This window comes from Aliivibrio salmonicida LFI1238 (assembly GCF_000196495.1).
Taxonomy (GTDB): Bacteria; Pseudomonadota; Gammaproteobacteria; order Enterobacterales; family Vibrionaceae; genus Aliivibrio; species Aliivibrio salmonicida.
Genome location: NC_011312.1, coordinates 2,082,189 through 2,098,879 on the forward strand (window position 1 = coordinate 2,082,189; position 16,691 = coordinate 2,098,879).

General features: G+C 39.3%; 12 protein-coding genes. 7 read left to right on the top strand and 5 right to left on the bottom strand.

Annotated elements, in window-relative coordinates; all coding sequences use genetic code 11:
- Positions 1–197 precede the first annotated feature (197 nt).
- The 6 genes from VSAL_RS10235 to VSAL_RS10260 all read left to right on the top strand — a co-directional run bounded on the left by VSAL_RS10235 (position 198) and on the right by VSAL_RS10260 (position 8,160).
- The gene (locus VSAL_RS10235) at positions 198–1,862 is read left to right on the top strand and encodes an ABC transporter substrate-binding protein (RefSeq protein ID WP_012550509.1); all 1,665 of its coding nucleotides are present in this window, start codon (positions 198–200) and stop codon (positions 1,860–1,862) included.
- Between the two features lie 186 nt (positions 1,863–2,048).
- Entirely contained in the window at positions 2,049–2,891 is an 843-nt protein-coding gene (gene oppB / locus VSAL_RS10240) for an oligopeptide ABC transporter permease OppB (protein WP_044583290.1), read from the top strand.
- Positions 2,892–2,906: 15 nt separating this feature from the next.
- Complete coding sequence (gene oppC, locus VSAL_RS10245) at positions 2,907–3,809, top strand: oligopeptide ABC transporter permease OppC (RefSeq protein ID WP_012550510.1); 903 nt, start codon at positions 2,907–2,909, stop codon at positions 3,807–3,809.
- Positions 3,810–3,859: 50 nt separating this feature from the next.
- Complete coding sequence (gene oppD / locus VSAL_RS10250; RefSeq protein WP_012550511.1) at positions 3,860–4,825, top strand: ABC transporter ATP-binding protein; 966 nt, start codon at positions 3,860–3,862, stop codon at positions 4,823–4,825.
- Positions 4,825–5,817, top strand: a complete 993-nt coding sequence (oppF, locus tag VSAL_RS10255; RefSeq protein WP_012550512.1) for a murein tripeptide/oligopeptide ABC transporter ATP binding protein OppF — start codon at positions 4,825–4,827, stop codon at positions 5,815–5,817. Before oppD ends, oppF begins: the two co-directional genes overlap by 1 nt.
- Before the next feature lie 207 nt (positions 5,818–6,024).
- Entirely contained in the window at positions 6,025–8,160 is a 2,136-nt protein-coding gene (locus VSAL_RS10260) for a methyl-accepting chemotaxis protein (protein ID WP_044583291.1), read from the top strand.
- 102 nt (positions 8,161–8,262) lie between these two features.
- Here VSAL_RS10260 and VSAL_RS10265 read toward each other — a convergent pair whose 3' ends face one another.
- From VSAL_RS10265 to focA, 5 genes are all read right to left on the bottom strand, one after another.
- Positions 8,263–9,435 carry a cupin domain-containing protein gene (locus VSAL_RS10265; RefSeq protein ID WP_012550514.1) on the bottom strand — a complete coding sequence of 391 codons (1,173 nt, stop codon included), beginning with the start codon at positions 9,433–9,435 and terminating at the stop codon, positions 8,263–8,265.
- 64 nt (positions 9,436–9,499) lie between these two features.
- Entirely contained in the window at positions 9,500–10,237 is a 738-nt protein-coding gene (gene pflA / locus VSAL_RS10270; RefSeq protein WP_012550515.1) for a pyruvate formate lyase 1-activating protein, read from the bottom strand.
- Between the two features lie 147 nt (positions 10,238–10,384).
- Positions 10,385–11,692 carry an IS4 family transposase gene (locus VSAL_RS10275; RefSeq protein ID WP_012549425.1) on the bottom strand — a complete coding sequence of 436 codons (1,308 nt, stop codon included), beginning with the start codon at positions 11,690–11,692 and terminating at the stop codon, positions 10,385–10,387.
- A 133-nt stretch (positions 11,693–11,825) separates the two neighbouring features.
- Entirely contained in the window at positions 11,826–14,102 is a 2,277-nt protein-coding gene (pflB, locus tag VSAL_RS10280; protein ID WP_012550516.1) for a formate C-acetyltransferase, read from the bottom strand.
- A 397-nt stretch (positions 14,103–14,499) separates the two neighbouring features.
- A complete protein-coding gene (gene focA / locus VSAL_RS10285; RefSeq protein ID WP_044583466.1) occupies positions 14,500–15,315 on the bottom strand; it encodes a formate transporter FocA in 816 nt (271 codons plus the stop codon).
- A 574-nt stretch (positions 15,316–15,889) separates the two neighbouring features.
- Here focA and VSAL_RS10290 point away from each other — a divergent pair.
- On the top strand, positions 15,890–16,660 hold the full coding sequence (locus VSAL_RS10290; protein ID WP_012550518.1) for an ABC transporter ATP-binding protein: 771 nt from the start codon (positions 15,890–15,892) through the stop codon (positions 16,658–16,660).
- Positions 16,661–16,691: the final 31 nt, after the last annotated feature.

Genomic DNA, 16,691 nt, shown 5'->3' on the forward strand with positions numbered 1-16,691 from the left:
ATGATATTAAAAATTATCGGGCATTTTGTGACAAAAATGTGGCAAATTACTTCGATGATTGATAATGTTGCCCACGATTCTTCGAAGGATTTTATGTTTTTTAGACGTATTTAACGTTTTTTAGAACATTAAAATGATTGGCAAATCGCTTTGTCCGAAGATTGTCATGGATGCAAAAAATGTATTGGAGTTAATGCATGTATAAAAATAAAATTACACAAGCAATTTTGCTTGGTGGCTTGTCACTAACACTTGTTGGCTGTGGAGATAAAACCGCAGAGCAACCAGTAAAAGAAACAAAACCTGCTGAAAAAGCAGTATCAACTGACTCTGTTTATGCCGACGTTCAAGAACTGACTCGTGGTAATGGAACAGAAGTAGCCACTCTTGACCCCCACAAATCTCAAGGTGTCCCTGAGTCTCACGTTATTCGTGATTTACTTGAAGGTCTTGTTAATCAAGATGCGGCAGGTAATACCATTCCTGGCGTTGCTGAGAGTTGGGAAACGACCGATAATAAAAAATTCACTTTCCATTTACGTAAAGACGCTAAGTGGTCAAATGGTGATCCTGTCACTGCGGATGATTTTGTATACAGCTTCCAACGTGCAGTGGATCCAGCAACCGCTTCTCCATACTCTTGGTATATGGAATATACTAAGATGGCGAACGCAAAAGACATCGTTGCAGGTAAAAAAGACAAAAGTGAGCTAGGTGTTAAAGCGATTGATGCAAATACATTAGAAGTTCAACTTGATACTGCCGTTCCTTATTTTGTGATGATGATGGGTCATACAACAATGATGCCTGTTCATAAAGCCACAATCGAAGAATTTGGTGATCAGTGGACTAAGCCGGGTAATTTCGTTGGTAACGGTGCATTTGTTGTAAATAAATGGGTTGTGAACGAACGTTTAGAATTAACTCGTAACGAGCAATATTGGGATAATGCCGATACAAAATTAACGAAAGTGACGTTCTTACCGATTGAAAACCAAGTGTCGGAAATGAACCGTTTTCTTTCTGGTGAACTCGACTTTACTAATGAATTACCAGTTGAACACTTTAAGCGCTTGAAAAAAGAAGAACCAGAATCAGTGTCGGTAGTGGGTAGTCTATGTACTTACTATTATTCATTTAATACGAAGAAAGCACCCTTTGATGATGTTCGAGTTCGTAAAGCGATTTCTTACGCAATTGACCGCCCAATTATATCTGACATTATTTTAGGTCAAGGCCAAAAACCTGCGTATTTCTTAACACCAGAGATCACGGCTGGCTTTAATCCTGAGCTACCAGCTTACGGTAAAATGACTCAAGATGAGCGTAATGCTGAAGCGAAACGCTTACTTGTTGAAGCCGGATTTGGTCCTGAAAACCCACTGAAATTTACCCTTTTATACAACACGTCTGAAAACCATAAGAAAATTGCGGTTGCAGCGGGTTCTATGTGGAAAAAAACACTAGGACTAGAAGTGGTACTAGAAAATCAAGAATGGAAAACGTACCTAGATTCAAAAGACCAAGGTCAATTTGAAGTAGCGCGTGCTGGATGGTGTGGCGATTATAATGAAGCGTCTGCTTTCTTGACATTAATGGTGAGTAAAAACACCACGGGTGGTCAACATTACGGAAGTGCTGAATATGATGCATTGATTGAAAAAGCATTAGCATCAACATCAGAAGAAGAACGTACAGCTATCTACCTACAAGCTGAACAGCTATTGGCGAAAGATATGCCAATTGCTCCTATCTATCAGTATGTAAAATCTCGTCTATTATCTCCACAAGTAGGTGGCTTCCCTGTTGAAAATGCGGAAGAAAAAATCTACTCGAAAGACCTATACATAAAAGCTAAATAAACTTAGCAAATAAAAACTATAAGTATAAGCCACTGCATACAGTTCATGTATGTAGTGGTTAGATCCACCTTTTAATTATTTTTGTCACAGACACTGGAAGTATGAATTATGTTTCAATTCATTATCAAACGGATACTTGAAGCCATTCCAACAATGTTGGTATTGATCACTATCTCATTTTTTTAAATGAGATTTGCTCCCGGCAACCCATTTTCCACAGAACGTCCACTTCCTCCGGAAGTCATGGCGAACATCAATGCTAAATATGGTTTAGACAAACCTGTTTTTGAGCAATATACGACTTACCTTGGAAATATTATTCAAGGCGATTTTGGTCCATCATTTAAATATCAAGATTACACCGTAAACGAACTGGTTGAGGCAGCGTTACCTGTATCGGCTAAGATCGGCTTTTTTGCTTTTATTTTTACGGTGGTATTTGGTGTCTCAATTGGTACTTTAGCGGCATTGAAGCAAAATACTTGGCTTGATTACAGTATTATGTCCACCGCGATGATTGGGGTGGTGATGCCTTCCTTTGTACTCGCCCCCGCACTAATTTATTTATTCTCTATTGAACTCGGTTGGTTCCCTGCTGGTGGGTGGCATGATGGCTCGTTTAAATACATGCTATTGCCTATTCTCGGTATGTCATTCTTATATATAGCGACGTTTGCTCGTATTACTCGCGGCAGTATGATTGAAACATTGAACAGTAACTTTATCCGCACCGCTCGTGCGAAAGGATTAAGCTACCGTTACATTGTGTTAAAGCACGCACTTAAGCCTGCATTACTTCCGGTTGTTTCTTATATGGGACCTGCATTTGTGGGCATTATTACAGGCTCGGTAGTTATTGAAACCATTTTTGGTTTACCGGGTATTGGTAAATTGTTTGTGAATGCTGCGTTTAACCGTGATTATTCACTAGTAATGGGGATCACCATTTTGATTGGTTTTCTATTCATTCTTTTCAACGCCATCGTTGATGTATTGCTAGCAATAATTGACCCGAAAATTCGTTATTAATAGGGGAACGGACGCATGTTAACGAAAAAAGCAAATTTAGAAGCGATCGAGAGTTTCTCTGAAAATCTAGAAATAGAAGGTCGTAGTTTATGGCAGGATGCCCGTTTACGCTTTATGAGAAATAAAGCCGCGATGATCAGCTTATGTGTATTAACTATAATGACACTTGCTGTTGTCTTTTTACCGATGTTTAGTCAATACGCTTATGATGATACGGATTGGTATGCATTGCACGAAGCACCAAGCCTTACGCATCTTTTTGGCACCGATAGTTTAGGGCGTGACCTTTTTGTACGTACCTTGGTTGGTGGTCGAATCTCCTTGATGGTGGGTATTTTAGGAGCACTGGTAGCGGTAGTTATCGGTACGCTTTATGGCGCAACTTCTGGTTTTGTCGGTGGTAAAATCGACCGAGTTATGATGCGTTTTATTGAGATCCTATACGCGGTTCCATTCATGTTCTTAGTTATTGTACTAGTGACGTTTTTTGGTCGAAATATTATCCTGATCTTTGTTGCGATCGGTGCCATTGCTTGGCTTGATATGGCACGTATAGTTCGTGGACAAACATTGAGTTTACGAAGTAAAGAGTTCATTGAAGCGGCACACGTTTGTGGTGTGAGTAAGTGGGGAATTATTACTCGTCATATCGTGCCTAATGTACTGGGTATTGTTGCGGTATATTCAACGTTACTTATCCCAAGCATGATCTTAACTGAATCATTCCTATCTTTCCTTGGCTTAGGGGTGCAAGAGCCAATGACGAGTTGGGGGGCTTTACTCCAAGAAGGCTCTCAAACCATGGAAGTGGCTATTTGGCAGCTCATTTTCCCTGCGTTATTTATGGTTGTTACCTTGTTCTGTTTTAACTATGTAGGTGATGGTTTACGTGATGCGCTGGATCCAAAAGACAGATAATCCTCTGTATGGACAGCTAATTATTTAACGGATTTAAGCAGGAAAGAATTATGAGTTTATTAGATGTAAAAGATCTGCGTGTCGAGTTTACAACTCAAGATGGCAATGTCACCGCAGTAAATGATTTAAATTTTTCACTAGAGCAAGGTGAGACATTAGGCATTGTTGGCGAATCTGGTTCGGGTAAATCTCAAACTGTTTTCGCATTAATGGGTCTATTAGCAAAAAACGGTATTATTACGGGCAGTGCTAAATTTGAAGGTAAAGAAGTTTTAAATTTACCAGAACATGAATTGAATAAAATTCGTGCAGAACAAATGGCAATGATTTTCCAAGACCCGATGACATCATTAAATCCTTACATGAAAGTCAGTGCTCAGTTAATGGAAGTATTAATGCTTCACAAAGGCATGGGAAAAGCAGAGGCATTTGAAGAATCAGTTCGAATGTTAGAAGCGGTTAAAATCCCTGAAGCTCGTAAGCGTATAACGATGTACCCACATGAGTTCTCCGGCGGTATGCGCCAACGAGTAATGATTGCAATGGCCTTATTATGCAGACCAAAATTATTGATTGCAGATGAACCAACAACGGCTTTGGATGTAACTATTCAAGCTCAAATCATGCAGTTGTTGAATGAGTTGAAAAGCGAATTTAATACGGCAATTATCATGATTACTCATGACTTAGGTGTTGTTGCTGGTTCTTGTGACAAAGTATTAGTGATGTATGCTGGACGCACGATGGAGTACGGTACCGTTAATGAAATATTTTACGAACCAAGTCATCCATATGCGGAAGGTTTGCTAAAAGCGATCCCTCGTTTAGATCAAGTTGGCGATATACTACCAACGATTCCTGGTAATCCACCGAACTTACTGCGTTTACCTACTGGCTGCCCTTATCAAGAGCGCTGCCATCGTGTTATGGACCGTTGTAAGCAAGAAGCGCCGATTCTTCTGCCATTTGGTGATGGTCGCTTACGTGCTTGTTTTTCTGATCAGGGGGCGTGGTAATGTCAGCAGATAAAAAACTTCTTTTGGAAGTCAAAAACTTAAAAGTTCATTTTAGTATTGCATCTAAATCAGTGTGGCCATGGGTAAAACCAGCCAACTTAAAAGCGGTTGATGGGGTGAATGTTCGCTTGTATGAAGGTGAGACTCTAGGTGTTGTTGGTGAATCTGGTTGTGGTAAATCTACTTTTGCTCGAGCGATTATCGGTTTAGTTGAAGCCACCGAGGGTGAAGTTCTTTGGCTTGGTCAAGATTTGACGAAGTTGGATGATGAGCCTTTACGCCAAAAACGAAAAGAGATTCAAATGATCTTCCAGGATCCGCTGGCGTCTTTGAATCCTAGAATGACTGTTGGTGATATCATTGCTGAACCTCTGCAAACGTTTTATCCTAAACTTACGAAAGAAGAGGTGAAGGATCGAGTAAAAGAGATGATGATGAAGGTTGGTTTGTTACCAAACGTCATTAACCGTTATCCACATGAATTCTCTGGTGGTCAATGTCAGCGCATCGGAATTGCACGAGCCTTGATACTTAAACCAAAAATGATCATCTGTGATGAGCCAGTATCGGCGCTTGATGTTTCTATTCAAGCTCAAGTTGTTAACTTACTTAAAGAGTTACAAAAAGAATTAGGTTTAAGCTTAGTTTTTATTGCTCATGACCTTTCTGTGGTTAAGCACATTTCTGATCGCGTACTTGTTATGTATTTAGGTAACGAAGTTGAGTTAGGTGAATCTGATGCTTTGTTTAGCGATCCTAAACACCCGTACACAAAAGCATTAATGTCAGCGGTACCAATCCCAGATCCTAAACTTGAAAGAGCAAAGGTGATTGATATGCTAGAAGGGGATCTTCCTTCTCCAATCAATCCGCCATCAGGGTGCGTGTTTAGAACGCGTTGCCCACAAGCAACGGAAATATGTGCACAAACAAAACCTGAGCTTAAAGGCACTGATGTTCATGCTGTCTCTTGTTTAGCGGTAACTAGCTAAGTTTCCTATATAAAGTAATTCAGCCTGTGACAGGCTTAAGCGCGATAATTTTTTATATCGCGCTTTTTTTATACCTAAAATCTAAATGTTTAAATTTGGTTAAATATTATTAGCAAACTGTCGATAAAGAAAGGTAAGTATTTTAATTGGCTATTTTAGTTAAAAAATAAATAGATTTTAATGAACTCATATATAGAAGGATATTGTATGCAGTCACTTTCTCTTCAGTGGAAAATAACCATCGCGGCAGCCATTGGGCTTATTACTCTTGCTTCTTCGCTCATTGGTTTTTCCATTTATTCCTCGATTGAAAATCAAGTGGTTGTTCAAAAGCAGACGTCAGATTCTGTTATTAAGCAAACTCAAACGCTATTAATGGCAGAAGCAAAAAATCAATCAAAACAAATTCAAACTTACTTAGATGAAGCGATTTATCGAGCTGAAATGCTTGCTGAAAGTGCGCTGTTTTTTCAACAAAGTGCTGAAGATACCTTTATGGACAGTGGTGACTTACGCCAGTCTTTAAGTGACATGATGAAGAGACCAGTACAGAAATACCCTAATATTTATGGTGCATACAGCGTATATCAACCAGATATGTTAGATGGAGAAGATTTTAATTATCATGATGCAGGTTATGCGAGTTCAAATAAAATAGGGCGCTTTGCTCCTTATTGGTTTAAATCAGCAACCAAAGAAGCTGAAATGCGTGTCTTTACAGAAAAAGAGCTGAGTAACACAGAAAGAGAAGCGAGCGGAGATGCGTCGAATTACTGGTTTACGTGTAGTTTAAAAGAAAGCCGTTTGTGCATTATTGATCCTTATTATTATGAAAATAATGGGGTAACGACACTTATCAGTTCTATTACCACTCCTTTGATAAAAGAAGGACAAACAATAGGAATTATTGGTATTGACCTTGATATAGGTCGTCTTTCTGACCTAGTCACTCAAGCTGATAACGCTATTTTCAATGGTGATGGTGCGATTTATGTCGTCAATGGAAAAGGAAAACTCATATTATCAGATCAGAAAAACACCTCTTTTGGCCAATCTTTAGATTCACATAATAATACATTATCAATGGTACCTTCGTGGGTCTCTGCTGGAAACTCACAATTAATATGGTCTGATAATAAAAATAAGTTGTTTGTGTTTGTGCCAATCAATTTAAAAACACAGCGTTGGGGAGTCATTATTGAAGTCGATAGAGAAACGGTGTTTGCAGATGTCAATAAATTAGACCGTTTACTTATTGAACATGGGAGTGAATCTTTATTAATGCAAGGAATGGTTGGTTTAGTCTTAACCGTTTTAGTGTTAACTGCTTTATGGTTTGCCACGAAACAGATTGTAAAACCTATTTCATTAGTGGCTTTACGTTTAAAAGATATCGCTTCTGGTGAAGGGGATTTAACCCAACGCTTGGCTGTACAAAGTAAAGATGAAGTAGGGCAATTGGCGCATTGGTTTAATGCTTTTTTAGAAAAACTTCAATTAACAATTAAAGATGTGGCTCAAAGCAGTGATGAATTATCGAATGTAGCTGCGCGATCAAGTTCTATTGCGAGCCAATCTAAAGAAGGCAGCGATGTTCAATTTCGAGAAGTCGATATGGTTGCTACTGCGGTGGAAGAGTTAACACAAACGGCAAGCTTAGTGGTTGATCATTCAACACTCGCCGCTGATGCTGCAAAGCAAGCAGAATCGGCTTCTAATGAAGGAAAAGAATTAATATTGACGACTGAGTCCGTTATTCAATTTTTAGTCAGTAATATGGAAAAAGCGGTCCCTGTTGCTCAGGAATTAGAGTGTAATAGCTCAAATATAACCGCCATATTATCGGTTATTGAGGGAATATCTGAACAGACTAACTTACTTGCATTGAATGCGGCGATTGAAGCAGCGAGAGCGGGGGAGCAAGGAAGAGGATTTGCTGTTGTGGCTGATGAAGTTCGTCAGTTAGCAAGACGTACCGGAGATTCTGTGGATGAAATTCGCATAGTGATTGAGAAGTTACAATCAGGAACTAAATCGGTTGTAACTGCAATCACTGAGGGAAATACGATTGCACTGGATGGCGCATCGACGATTAAATTGTCGGTAGAAAGCCTGCAACAAATCAGTGCGGCTGTTGTGACAATACAGGACATGAATATGCAAATTGTGAGAGCCGCAGAAGAGCAGCAAGCCGTTTCTAATGAAGTGAATCAAAGTGTCAGTAATATCCGAGATTCAAGCCATAAGATGTTAGAACAAGCCAATTCTGGTGAAGCGGTAGGTTTAGAGCTTTCATCGTTATCAACGCAACAAAAACAATTGATGTCCCAATTTAAAGTTTAACTGTCGAAACGGTGTAAATAAAAAACGCCCATGGGATGAAACCTATGGGCGTTATTATTTAATCCGTACAATTCATTGTGATTGTATTGATTATATGATCGTTTATTCTTCGTCTTCGTCTTCGTCTGATTCTACGAACCAGTAACCTGTGTTGACAAATTGCAGCAGGTTAGCCACTGAGTGCGGATCTTGCAGTAAGTTCTCAATATCAAGTAGTGTAAATTCTGATGATTCACATAAAGCAATCACATCCTCTTTTACTGTTAGTGGGAACACATAGCTCTCACCATCAATATAAAGTGTCATGTTGTCTTCACATGCTTCTTCTTCATGATAGAAAGCACGAACACCGGCCACTTTAATCAGAGCTTGACCTGATTGTAGATAAGCCAATAACTCTTCTGTTGTCCACTTCTCAGTATCAGGCAAAATGTTCAAATGATGGCGAGAGTTACTTAAATACTCTCCCATAAATTGCTTAAGGCTCTGTTCATCCGACAACGCATTTAGCATCATGGCTTTTAAATCTTCAAAACTTTGTGTGGTGATCTCTGTGCCATGTGTTTGCGCTTTAAGATCTGGATTATGGTAATGCACATCATTTTTTTCATTTTCAATAATGAAATCCGCAAAATTACTCACTAGCTCTTGTTCTTTTGGAGAGCGGAAGCCGGCAGAGTAACTCATTGATGGCTCTAGTGCGTAGCCATCGTGTGGAAAGCCTGGTGGAATATAAAGAATATCACCCGGTTCTAAGATTTGATCAATGATCGGATCAAAACCTGTAATTTGCTTTAATGTACCATGACGATGTTCTTCTTCGTATTCGCCGATATCACCCACACGCCAATGACGCTTACCTTGGCCTTGAATAATAAAAACATCATATTGATCAATGTGCGGGCCTACGCCACCATCGGGTACTGAATAGCTGATCATTACATCATCAAATAACCAATTTGGCATTTGTTTAAATGGTTTAAACAACTCAGCTGCACCTTCATGCCAATGGTTAGCGGCTTGAACGATAATAGACCAGTTAGTTTCGCCCAGTGTATCAAATAGTTCTTCAGTTAATGGGCCGTGTTCTGCTTTCCATTCGCCATTTAAGTTAGAAACAAAGCCTGAGTCCACTTCGTTTTCTAGTGTTAAACCTGCTAATTCTTCAGGTGTGACTGGATCTTGAAAGTTCTCAAAACCACCTTTGATGATGACGGGTTTTTTCTGCCAATATTCCGAGAGAAATTCTTGTAGTGAAAAGCTTAATTGATACATTATTTATTCCAATAAAAATGCCCGTCGTCGGGCATTTTGTATAAATTTAGGGGTGAGACGACGATCAGTATCTAACGTTATCGTGATATTGGCTTAGGATAGCAACCATTTTTTCCATTGTCTCTTTTGAAGGAGGATTAACACCATCAAGCGGATATTTTAAACCCATTGCTTCCCATTTATGGGCACCAAGTTGGTGGTATGGAAGTAATTCTACTTTCTCTATGTTATCCATATCTTTAATGAAATCACCTAGCATGTGTGCTGATTCTTCATCATCAGTGTAGCCAGGAACAATTACGTAACGGATCCATGTTTTTTTACCGATCTTATGCAGGTAACGAGCAAAGTCCAATGTTCGTCTATTTGATACACCAATAAAATCGTGGTGGATTTCATCTTTCATGTGCTTAATATCAAGCATAACAAGATCAGAAGCAGCAAGAACTTCATCAACGACATCAGTATGCTTACGAATATAGCCATTGGTATCTAAACACGTGTGCATGCCTTCGGCTTGTGCTGCTTGAAAGAAATCACGTACGAATTCTGGTTGAAGCATGGCTTCACCACCAGAACAGGTAATGCCGCCACCTGACGCTTTCATAAAGTGACGGTAGCTTTTGGCTTCTTCGATTAATTCAGTCACAGAGACTTCTTTGCCTTCATGTGTATCCCAAGTATCGCGATTATGGCAATACATACAACGCATTAAGCAGCCTTGTAAAAAAATGATAAAGCGAATACCAGGACCATCAACGGTACCACAAGATTCAAAAGAGTGAATACGACCTACAGACATGACGACATTTCTCCGAACTATAATTATGAGGCCATTTTATTACACTTTCGGATAATTAAGTAGGGCAAACCACAGAGAAATTAGGGGATTTAAGAGGGGATTTGTGGAAATAAAAAAGCCCCACCAAATGGCAGTAATGCCGTTCACTTAAGGGTGAATGGCATTCTTGTTTCTGGCATATCGTTGAGGTCTTGGTTTTACCATTCGAGGGAATGTTCTTTCCCTTCGCCTATCAAGTATTAAGCTTTCAGCCATCTGGTGGAAGCCTTTTAATTGTCGAGGGATCGCTCCTGGCGTTGAGTATGGTAAACCAACTAATAATGCAGATACATGAGCAAGTGTCCCATTAAAACTCAATTGATAAGGGAGATAATTTCCTTTTAAATTAAAGCAAAGCTCTACCATTTGGTAGCGAATTAAATTATAAGTCAACAAGATACCCCATAGTTCTTGTTTCACTAATTCAGGCAGACGGCTTCGTAGTGTTAAGCGATTTCCTAACATGTATTGTTTCTGCTCTCGGTAACCCAATTCTATTTCCCAACGATGCTCATAAAGACCGACTATATCTTTCAATGGGTAACGTAATGGGTCAATCATTGACGTCAGAACTTGATAATCTTTTCCTTTAATTTTTCGAGTCACGAGACGAGCAGTCATCGTTTCAGGTAAATTAGAAAACAGTTTTCTTGCTCTTGGGTTACTCCGAAGAATAACAAGTTTGTCATTACGACCTAGCGATCGAATTATTTCATATTGAGTATTTTTTTTAAGGGGAATAAGCCAGTGACGCTCTGAGCCTGTCATCTGCCATTTATGTAGTAATCCTAATGAATAGAACCCCTTATCGAACATAGTTACGCTATGGTCAGGTGTACTATCTATTAACTTCTCTGCCAATATCATTTCATTTGTATTGTAATTATCGAAAGCGCTCGCTGTAATAAGATGACTGCTTAGCTCCATTTGGCAAACCATTCTTACCTGTGGATATTGAGTTCCTTTTTGGCGAGAAAAAGCCTCTTCATTTTTCTGGTTATCAGGTGCTCTCCATACAACACCATCAACGCCTAAGAGAGTTAGTCCATTCCATTTAGGAAGATTAGCACTCTTAAGCCAGGAACTTGTCATTCGCTCAAAGACTGCTTTCATTGCTGCTTCACCTAGATTTTTTCGGCGCTGAGTAAGGGCACTAGGAGCGACAAAAGCTTTACCTGTACGGTCTACAATATCAAGCTGATTAACTAAATCCTTCATGGATTTATTGTTATAGATAGCCATACCAACAAGTAACCATACCATTGATTCAAGAGTAAGCTTTCGCTTCCTCATCGTCACCGTATCAGTGAGAGAATAAGCCTCATCAATCAGATGGATTGGAAGTAAATCAGCGAGAGTCTCTACGTTGCTAGGTTTCCAGTCATTGATTATGTTTAGAGCTTGAGAAACATCCATAAAAAAATCCAAGTGCATAAAATACACTTGGATTTTGACATCTAAAAAGGATCGGTCAACCGATCATATTTACCTTAAATGATCGGCATTACACCAAATGGCAGGGCTTAAATATGACTTACTTAGTGCTGAATTATAGAGTCGCAGTGAAAGTACGTGCGATTACATCAGCTTGTTGCTCTGTCGTTAGAGAGTTAAAACGCACAGCATAACCCGATACACGGATAGTCAGTTGTGGGTAGTTCTCTGGGTGCTTAACTGCGTCTTCTAGAGTTTCACGGTTAAGAACGTTAACGTTAAGGTGTTGACCACCTTCTACGTTAGCTTCATGGTGGAAGTAACCATCCATTAGGCCAGCAAGGTTAGAACGACGGTTGTCATCGTCTTTACCTAGTGCGTTAGGTACGATAGAGAATGTGTAAGAGATACCATCTTGAGCATCAGCAAACGGTAGTTTACCTACTGATGTAAGTGATGCTACTGCACCTTTCTCATCACGGCCGTGCATTGGGTTAGCACCAGGAGCAAAAGGAGCACCTGCTTGACGACCATCTGGTGTGTTACCCGTTTTCTTACCGTATACAACGTTAGATGTAATAGTAAGGATTGATTGAGTAGGGATAGCATTACGGTACATAGTAAGCTTACGGATTTTACCCATGAACGTAGAAACTAGTTCACATGCGATATCATCAACGCGAGCGTCATTGTTACCAAATTTAGGGTAGTCACCTTCGATGTCGAAATCGATAGCAATGCCGTTTTCGTCACGAATTGGTTTAACTGTCGCGTATTTGATTGCAGATAGTGAATCGGCTGCAACAGATAGACCAGCAATACCACACGCCATTGTACGACGAACGTCACGGTCATGAAGAGCCATTAGAGACGCTTCGTAGCTGTATTTGTCGTGCATGTAGTGGATAGAGTTCAATGCTGTAACGTATTGAGTTGCTAACCAATCCATGAAGTGATCTAGGCGATCCATTACTTTAGCGTAATCAAGAACTTCATCTGTCATTGGTGCTTCTTTAGGACCAATTTGGATTTTCAGTTTCTCATCAACGCCGCCGTTGATAGAGTAAAGCATTGTTTTCGCAAGGTTAGCACGAGCACCGAAGAACTGCATTTGCTTACCAACGATCATTGGAGATACACAACAAGCGATTGCGTAATCATCAGAACCTAGGTCAGGACGCATTAGGTCATCATTTTCGTACTGGATAGAAGATGTATCGATAGATACCTTCGCACAGAAACGTTTGAAGCCTACAGGCAGTTGCTCAGACCAAAGAACAGTGATGTTTGGCTCTGGAGAAGGACCCATTGTGTATAGGCTGTTTAGGAAACGGAAGTTAGTACGTGTAACTAGTGTACGACCGTCAAGACCCATACCACCCATAGATTCTGTTGCCCAGATTGGGTCACCAGAGAACAATTCATCGTATTCAGGAGTACGTAGGAAACGAACCATACGTAGCTTCATTACGAAGTGATCGATCATTTCTTGAGCTAGCTCTTCAGTTAGAAGACCTGCTTCGATATCACGTTGGATGTATATGTCTAGGAAAGTCGAAGTACGACCTAGAGACATTGCAGCACCGTTTTGAGATTTAACAGCAGCTAGGTAACCGAAGTAAGTCCACTGAATTGCTTCTTGAGCAGTTGTAGCAGGACCTGAAATATCACAGCCGTATTTAGCTGCCATCACTTTGATTTGACCTAGAGCGCGGTGTTGCTCAGCAATTTCTTCACGAAGTTGCATTGTTGCTGTTAGGTCTTCGCCTTTTTCAAAACGTTCTTGTAAAGAAGCGAATTGAGCCAGTTTGTCTGTGATAAGGAAATCAATACCGTAAAGTGCAACACGACGGTAATCACCAATGATACGACCACGGCCGTAAGCATCAGGAAGACCTGTTAGAACACCTGATTTACGACAGTTTAAAATGTCTTTAGTGTAGATATCGAAAACACCAGCATTGTGTGTTTTACGGTATTCAGAATAGATTTTTGAAACCATAGGATCAAGAACGCGATCGTATGCTTTACAAGAACCTTCTACCATACGTACACCACCATTAGGGATGATTGCACGTTTTAGAGGAGCATCAGTTTGAAGACCAACGATTGTTTCTAGGTCTTGGTTGATGTAGCCCGCATCGTGAGATGTGATGGTAGAGATAAGAGAAGTATCAAAATCAACAGGCGCATGAGTTGCGTTTTCCTGCTTGATGCCTTCCATTACTTTAGCCCAAAGCTTGTTAGTTGCTTCAGTACCTTCAGAAACTAAGAATTCTTCATCACCTTCATAAGGTGCATAGTTCTTTTGGATGAAATCGCGAACGTTAACTTCGTTTTGCCACTCACCGTCTGCAAAACCTGTCCAAGCTTTAGCAAATTGCTCTGCCATGATATACCTACCTTTTTAGTAGAAAAAATACGTACTATTTTCAGTGGTGTTATGAATAGACCACAACCCGTATGGGCAAATAGTACACTCTATATTTAATAACAATATGAATGGTTATAAAAACGAGTCTATAAGCATTCATATTGCGACTAACGTTTCGATTTTTCAATCATAGCTTAAACTTTTTTTGTAAACCTTAAACTAAATCAATAAATCTTCAATTTTTTTAATAAAGTTTGGGTAGCGGTTGACGCTACCCAAGAAGTATTATACTGACGCTTACTTGTTAAAGTAAAGAAGGGATGCCGTACTGGGTTTCAAGCATTCCTATAACATCTATTGTGATGAAATAAACAACAATCACAATAGGCTCAGTCATTGATCTCTGTATTAAGAATTAATGACGTGCGTCTGGTTTTAAATAAATATTCCAATAAGTAATACCGACTAAAAGTCCGCCACCAAGAATATTACCAATGGTGACTGGAATTAAATTATTTACTACAAAATTACTTATTGTCAAATCAGCAAATGCTGATGGGTCAATATTGATTACTGTCCAGAATTCAGGACTAGCAAAAGCATGAATTGCGATGCCTAGTGGAACCATAAACATGTTTGCAATACTGTGCTCAAAGCCTGCCGCAACAAACATTGCAACTGGTAATAGCATCACAAGTACTTTATCAGAGTTACTACGACAAGAGAAAGTCATCCAAGTCGCTAAACAAACCATCAGATTACACAATGTACCTAAAGCGACTGCTTGACCAAAAGTATGGTGTAGCTTGTGTTGCGCTACTTTCATTGCAGTAAGACCCCATTGTCCATTATCCAGTAAATGCATTTTAGCAAACCAAATCATTGCAACAAAAAACATAGCACCAATGAAGTTACCAAAATACACAATGCACCAGTTTTTTAATAATTGGCTCGTTGTGATTTTATTACTTGCTCTTGCAACGGTAGTTAATACTGATGAGGTAAATAGTTCACCACCACAGATAACAACAAGAATAAGACCTAAGCTAAAGGCAAGACCGCCAACCAGTTTAACCATGCCCCAAGGTGCATCGCCAGCACCCGTTGTTACGGTAATATAGAATACAAAGGCGATAGAAATAAATACACCAGCAGTTATTGCAAGGTAAAAAGATTGGAAAGGGGCTTTAGTGGCTTTATAAGTACCAACATCTTCGGCTTTTTTAGCCATATCTGGTGGAACGATAGCATCGAATTGGTTGTATTCTTTTTTCACGAGCAGATGTCCTTTGTAATGATATGAAATATAAAACCATTCAGTTTTAGGGTCTGTTTATCATTATACGAATATAATTTATTTGTGACATAAATTTTGAGCATGGAGAAATCGTTAATCAATTAACGTTAGCGAGGTCACAGTATGCCTTTATATGTCGTCACAAATCACGATACATTTATTACCTGAATTGCAAAAATAGGTAATGATTTGTCTTGTATTTAACTAACGATTGAAGCTTATCAGATATGTTTCAAAGGTGATTGATCTCGATCATTTTATGTTATTTAGTGAAATAAAATGACAGTTTCCTGTATTTTTTTCTGTGATTAGATAAAAAGCTGTAATTTAATTTCATTAAAATCAAATTAGAGTAATCGATTTGAAGGTTCTAATTTTTATAATTAAGTGTTTCACATGTCATATTTGGTTGATGATTTGTTGCTACTTTGGTTGCTCGGTGTTATGTTTTGTTTGTATTAAAGATCTCAATATAATAACAATACTGACAAATTAGGAGTTATGGCGCATGAAGGATGTTGTCGCGCTAGAAGTGAAAGATTTACATAAACACTTTGGGAAAAATGAAGTATTAAAAGGGATATCACTGGAAGCCAACAAAGGTGACGTAATCTCTATTATTGGTTCATCTGGCTCAGGTAAAAGTACCTTCCTACGTTGTATTAATTTATTAGAAACACCGACCAAAGGCGAAATTTGGGTTAATGGTGAATTGATTGAGATGAAGAATAACCGCCTTGGTGAATCCATCCCAGTTAACGAAAAACAAGTCCAACGAATTCGCTCACGCCTCGCTATGGTATTTCAAGGATTTAACCTTTGGTCTCATATGACGGTTTTACAAAATGTAATAGAGGCACCAATACATGTTCTTGGTGTACCAAAAGCAGAAGCGATTGAGAAAGCAGAACAAATTTTAAAGCAAGTTGGGTTATATGAGCGTCGCGATTATTACCCAGGACATCTATCTGGTGGCCAACAACAACGTGCAGCCATTGCCCGAGCACTCGCCGTTGATCCTGAAGTCATGTTATTTGATGAACCAACCTCAGCCTTAGATCCTGAATTGGTTGGTGAGGTTTTAGGCGTAATGCGTGACTTGGCAGAAGAAGGACGAACCATGTTAGTTGTCACCCATGAAATGGCTTTTGCTCGTGATGTATCAAATCATGTCATGTTTTTACATCAAGGTTTGGTCGAAGAGCAGGGGGATCCAAAGAAACTCTTTACTGAACCAGAATCCGAACGATTACAGCAATTTATTTCGTCAATATACTGATTGGTTTATTGATGTTTTAAGCAATACCGAA

Bases quoted from the DNA above. Each gene is read 5' to 3' on its own strand.
- VSAL_RS10235 (WP_012550509.1), top strand. From the start codon at position 198: ATGTATAAAAATAAAATTACACAAGCAATTTTGCTTGGTGGCTTGTCA.
- oppB (WP_044583290.1), top strand. From the start codon at position 2,049: ATGAGATTTGCTCCCGGCAACCCATTTTCCACAGAACGTCCACTTCCT.
- oppC (WP_012550510.1), top strand. From the start codon at position 2,907: ATGTTAACGAAAAAAGCAAATTTAGAAGCGATCGAGAGTTTCTCTGAA.
- oppD (WP_012550511.1), top strand. From the start codon at position 3,860: ATGAGTTTATTAGATGTAAAAGATCTGCGTGTCGAGTTTACAACTCAA.
- oppF (WP_012550512.1), top strand. From the start codon at position 4,825: ATGTCAGCAGATAAAAAACTTCTTTTGGAAGTCAAAAACTTAAAAGTT.
- VSAL_RS10260 (WP_044583291.1), top strand. From the start codon at position 6,025: ATGCAGTCACTTTCTCTTCAGTGGAAAATAACCATCGCGGCAGCCATT.
- VSAL_RS10265 (WP_012550514.1), bottom strand. From the start codon at position 9,435: ATGTATCAATTAAGCTTTTCACTACAAGAATTTCTCTCGGAATATTGG.
- pflA (WP_012550515.1), bottom strand. From the start codon at position 10,237: ATGTCTGTAGGTCGTATTCACTCTTTTGAATCTTGTGGTACCGTTGAT.
- VSAL_RS10275 (WP_012549425.1), bottom strand. From the start codon at position 11,692: ATGGATGTTTCTCAAGCTCTAAACATAATCAATGACTGGAAACCTAGC.
- pflB (WP_012550516.1), bottom strand. From the start codon at position 14,102: ATGGCAGAGCAATTTGCTAAAGCTTGGACAGGTTTTGCAGACGGTGAG.
- focA (WP_044583466.1), bottom strand. From the start codon at position 15,315: ATGGCTAAAAAAGCCGAAGATGTTGGTACTTATAAAGCCACTAAAGCC.
- VSAL_RS10290 (WP_012550518.1), top strand. From the start codon at position 15,890: ATGAAGGATGTTGTCGCGCTAGAAGTGAAAGATTTACATAAACACTTT.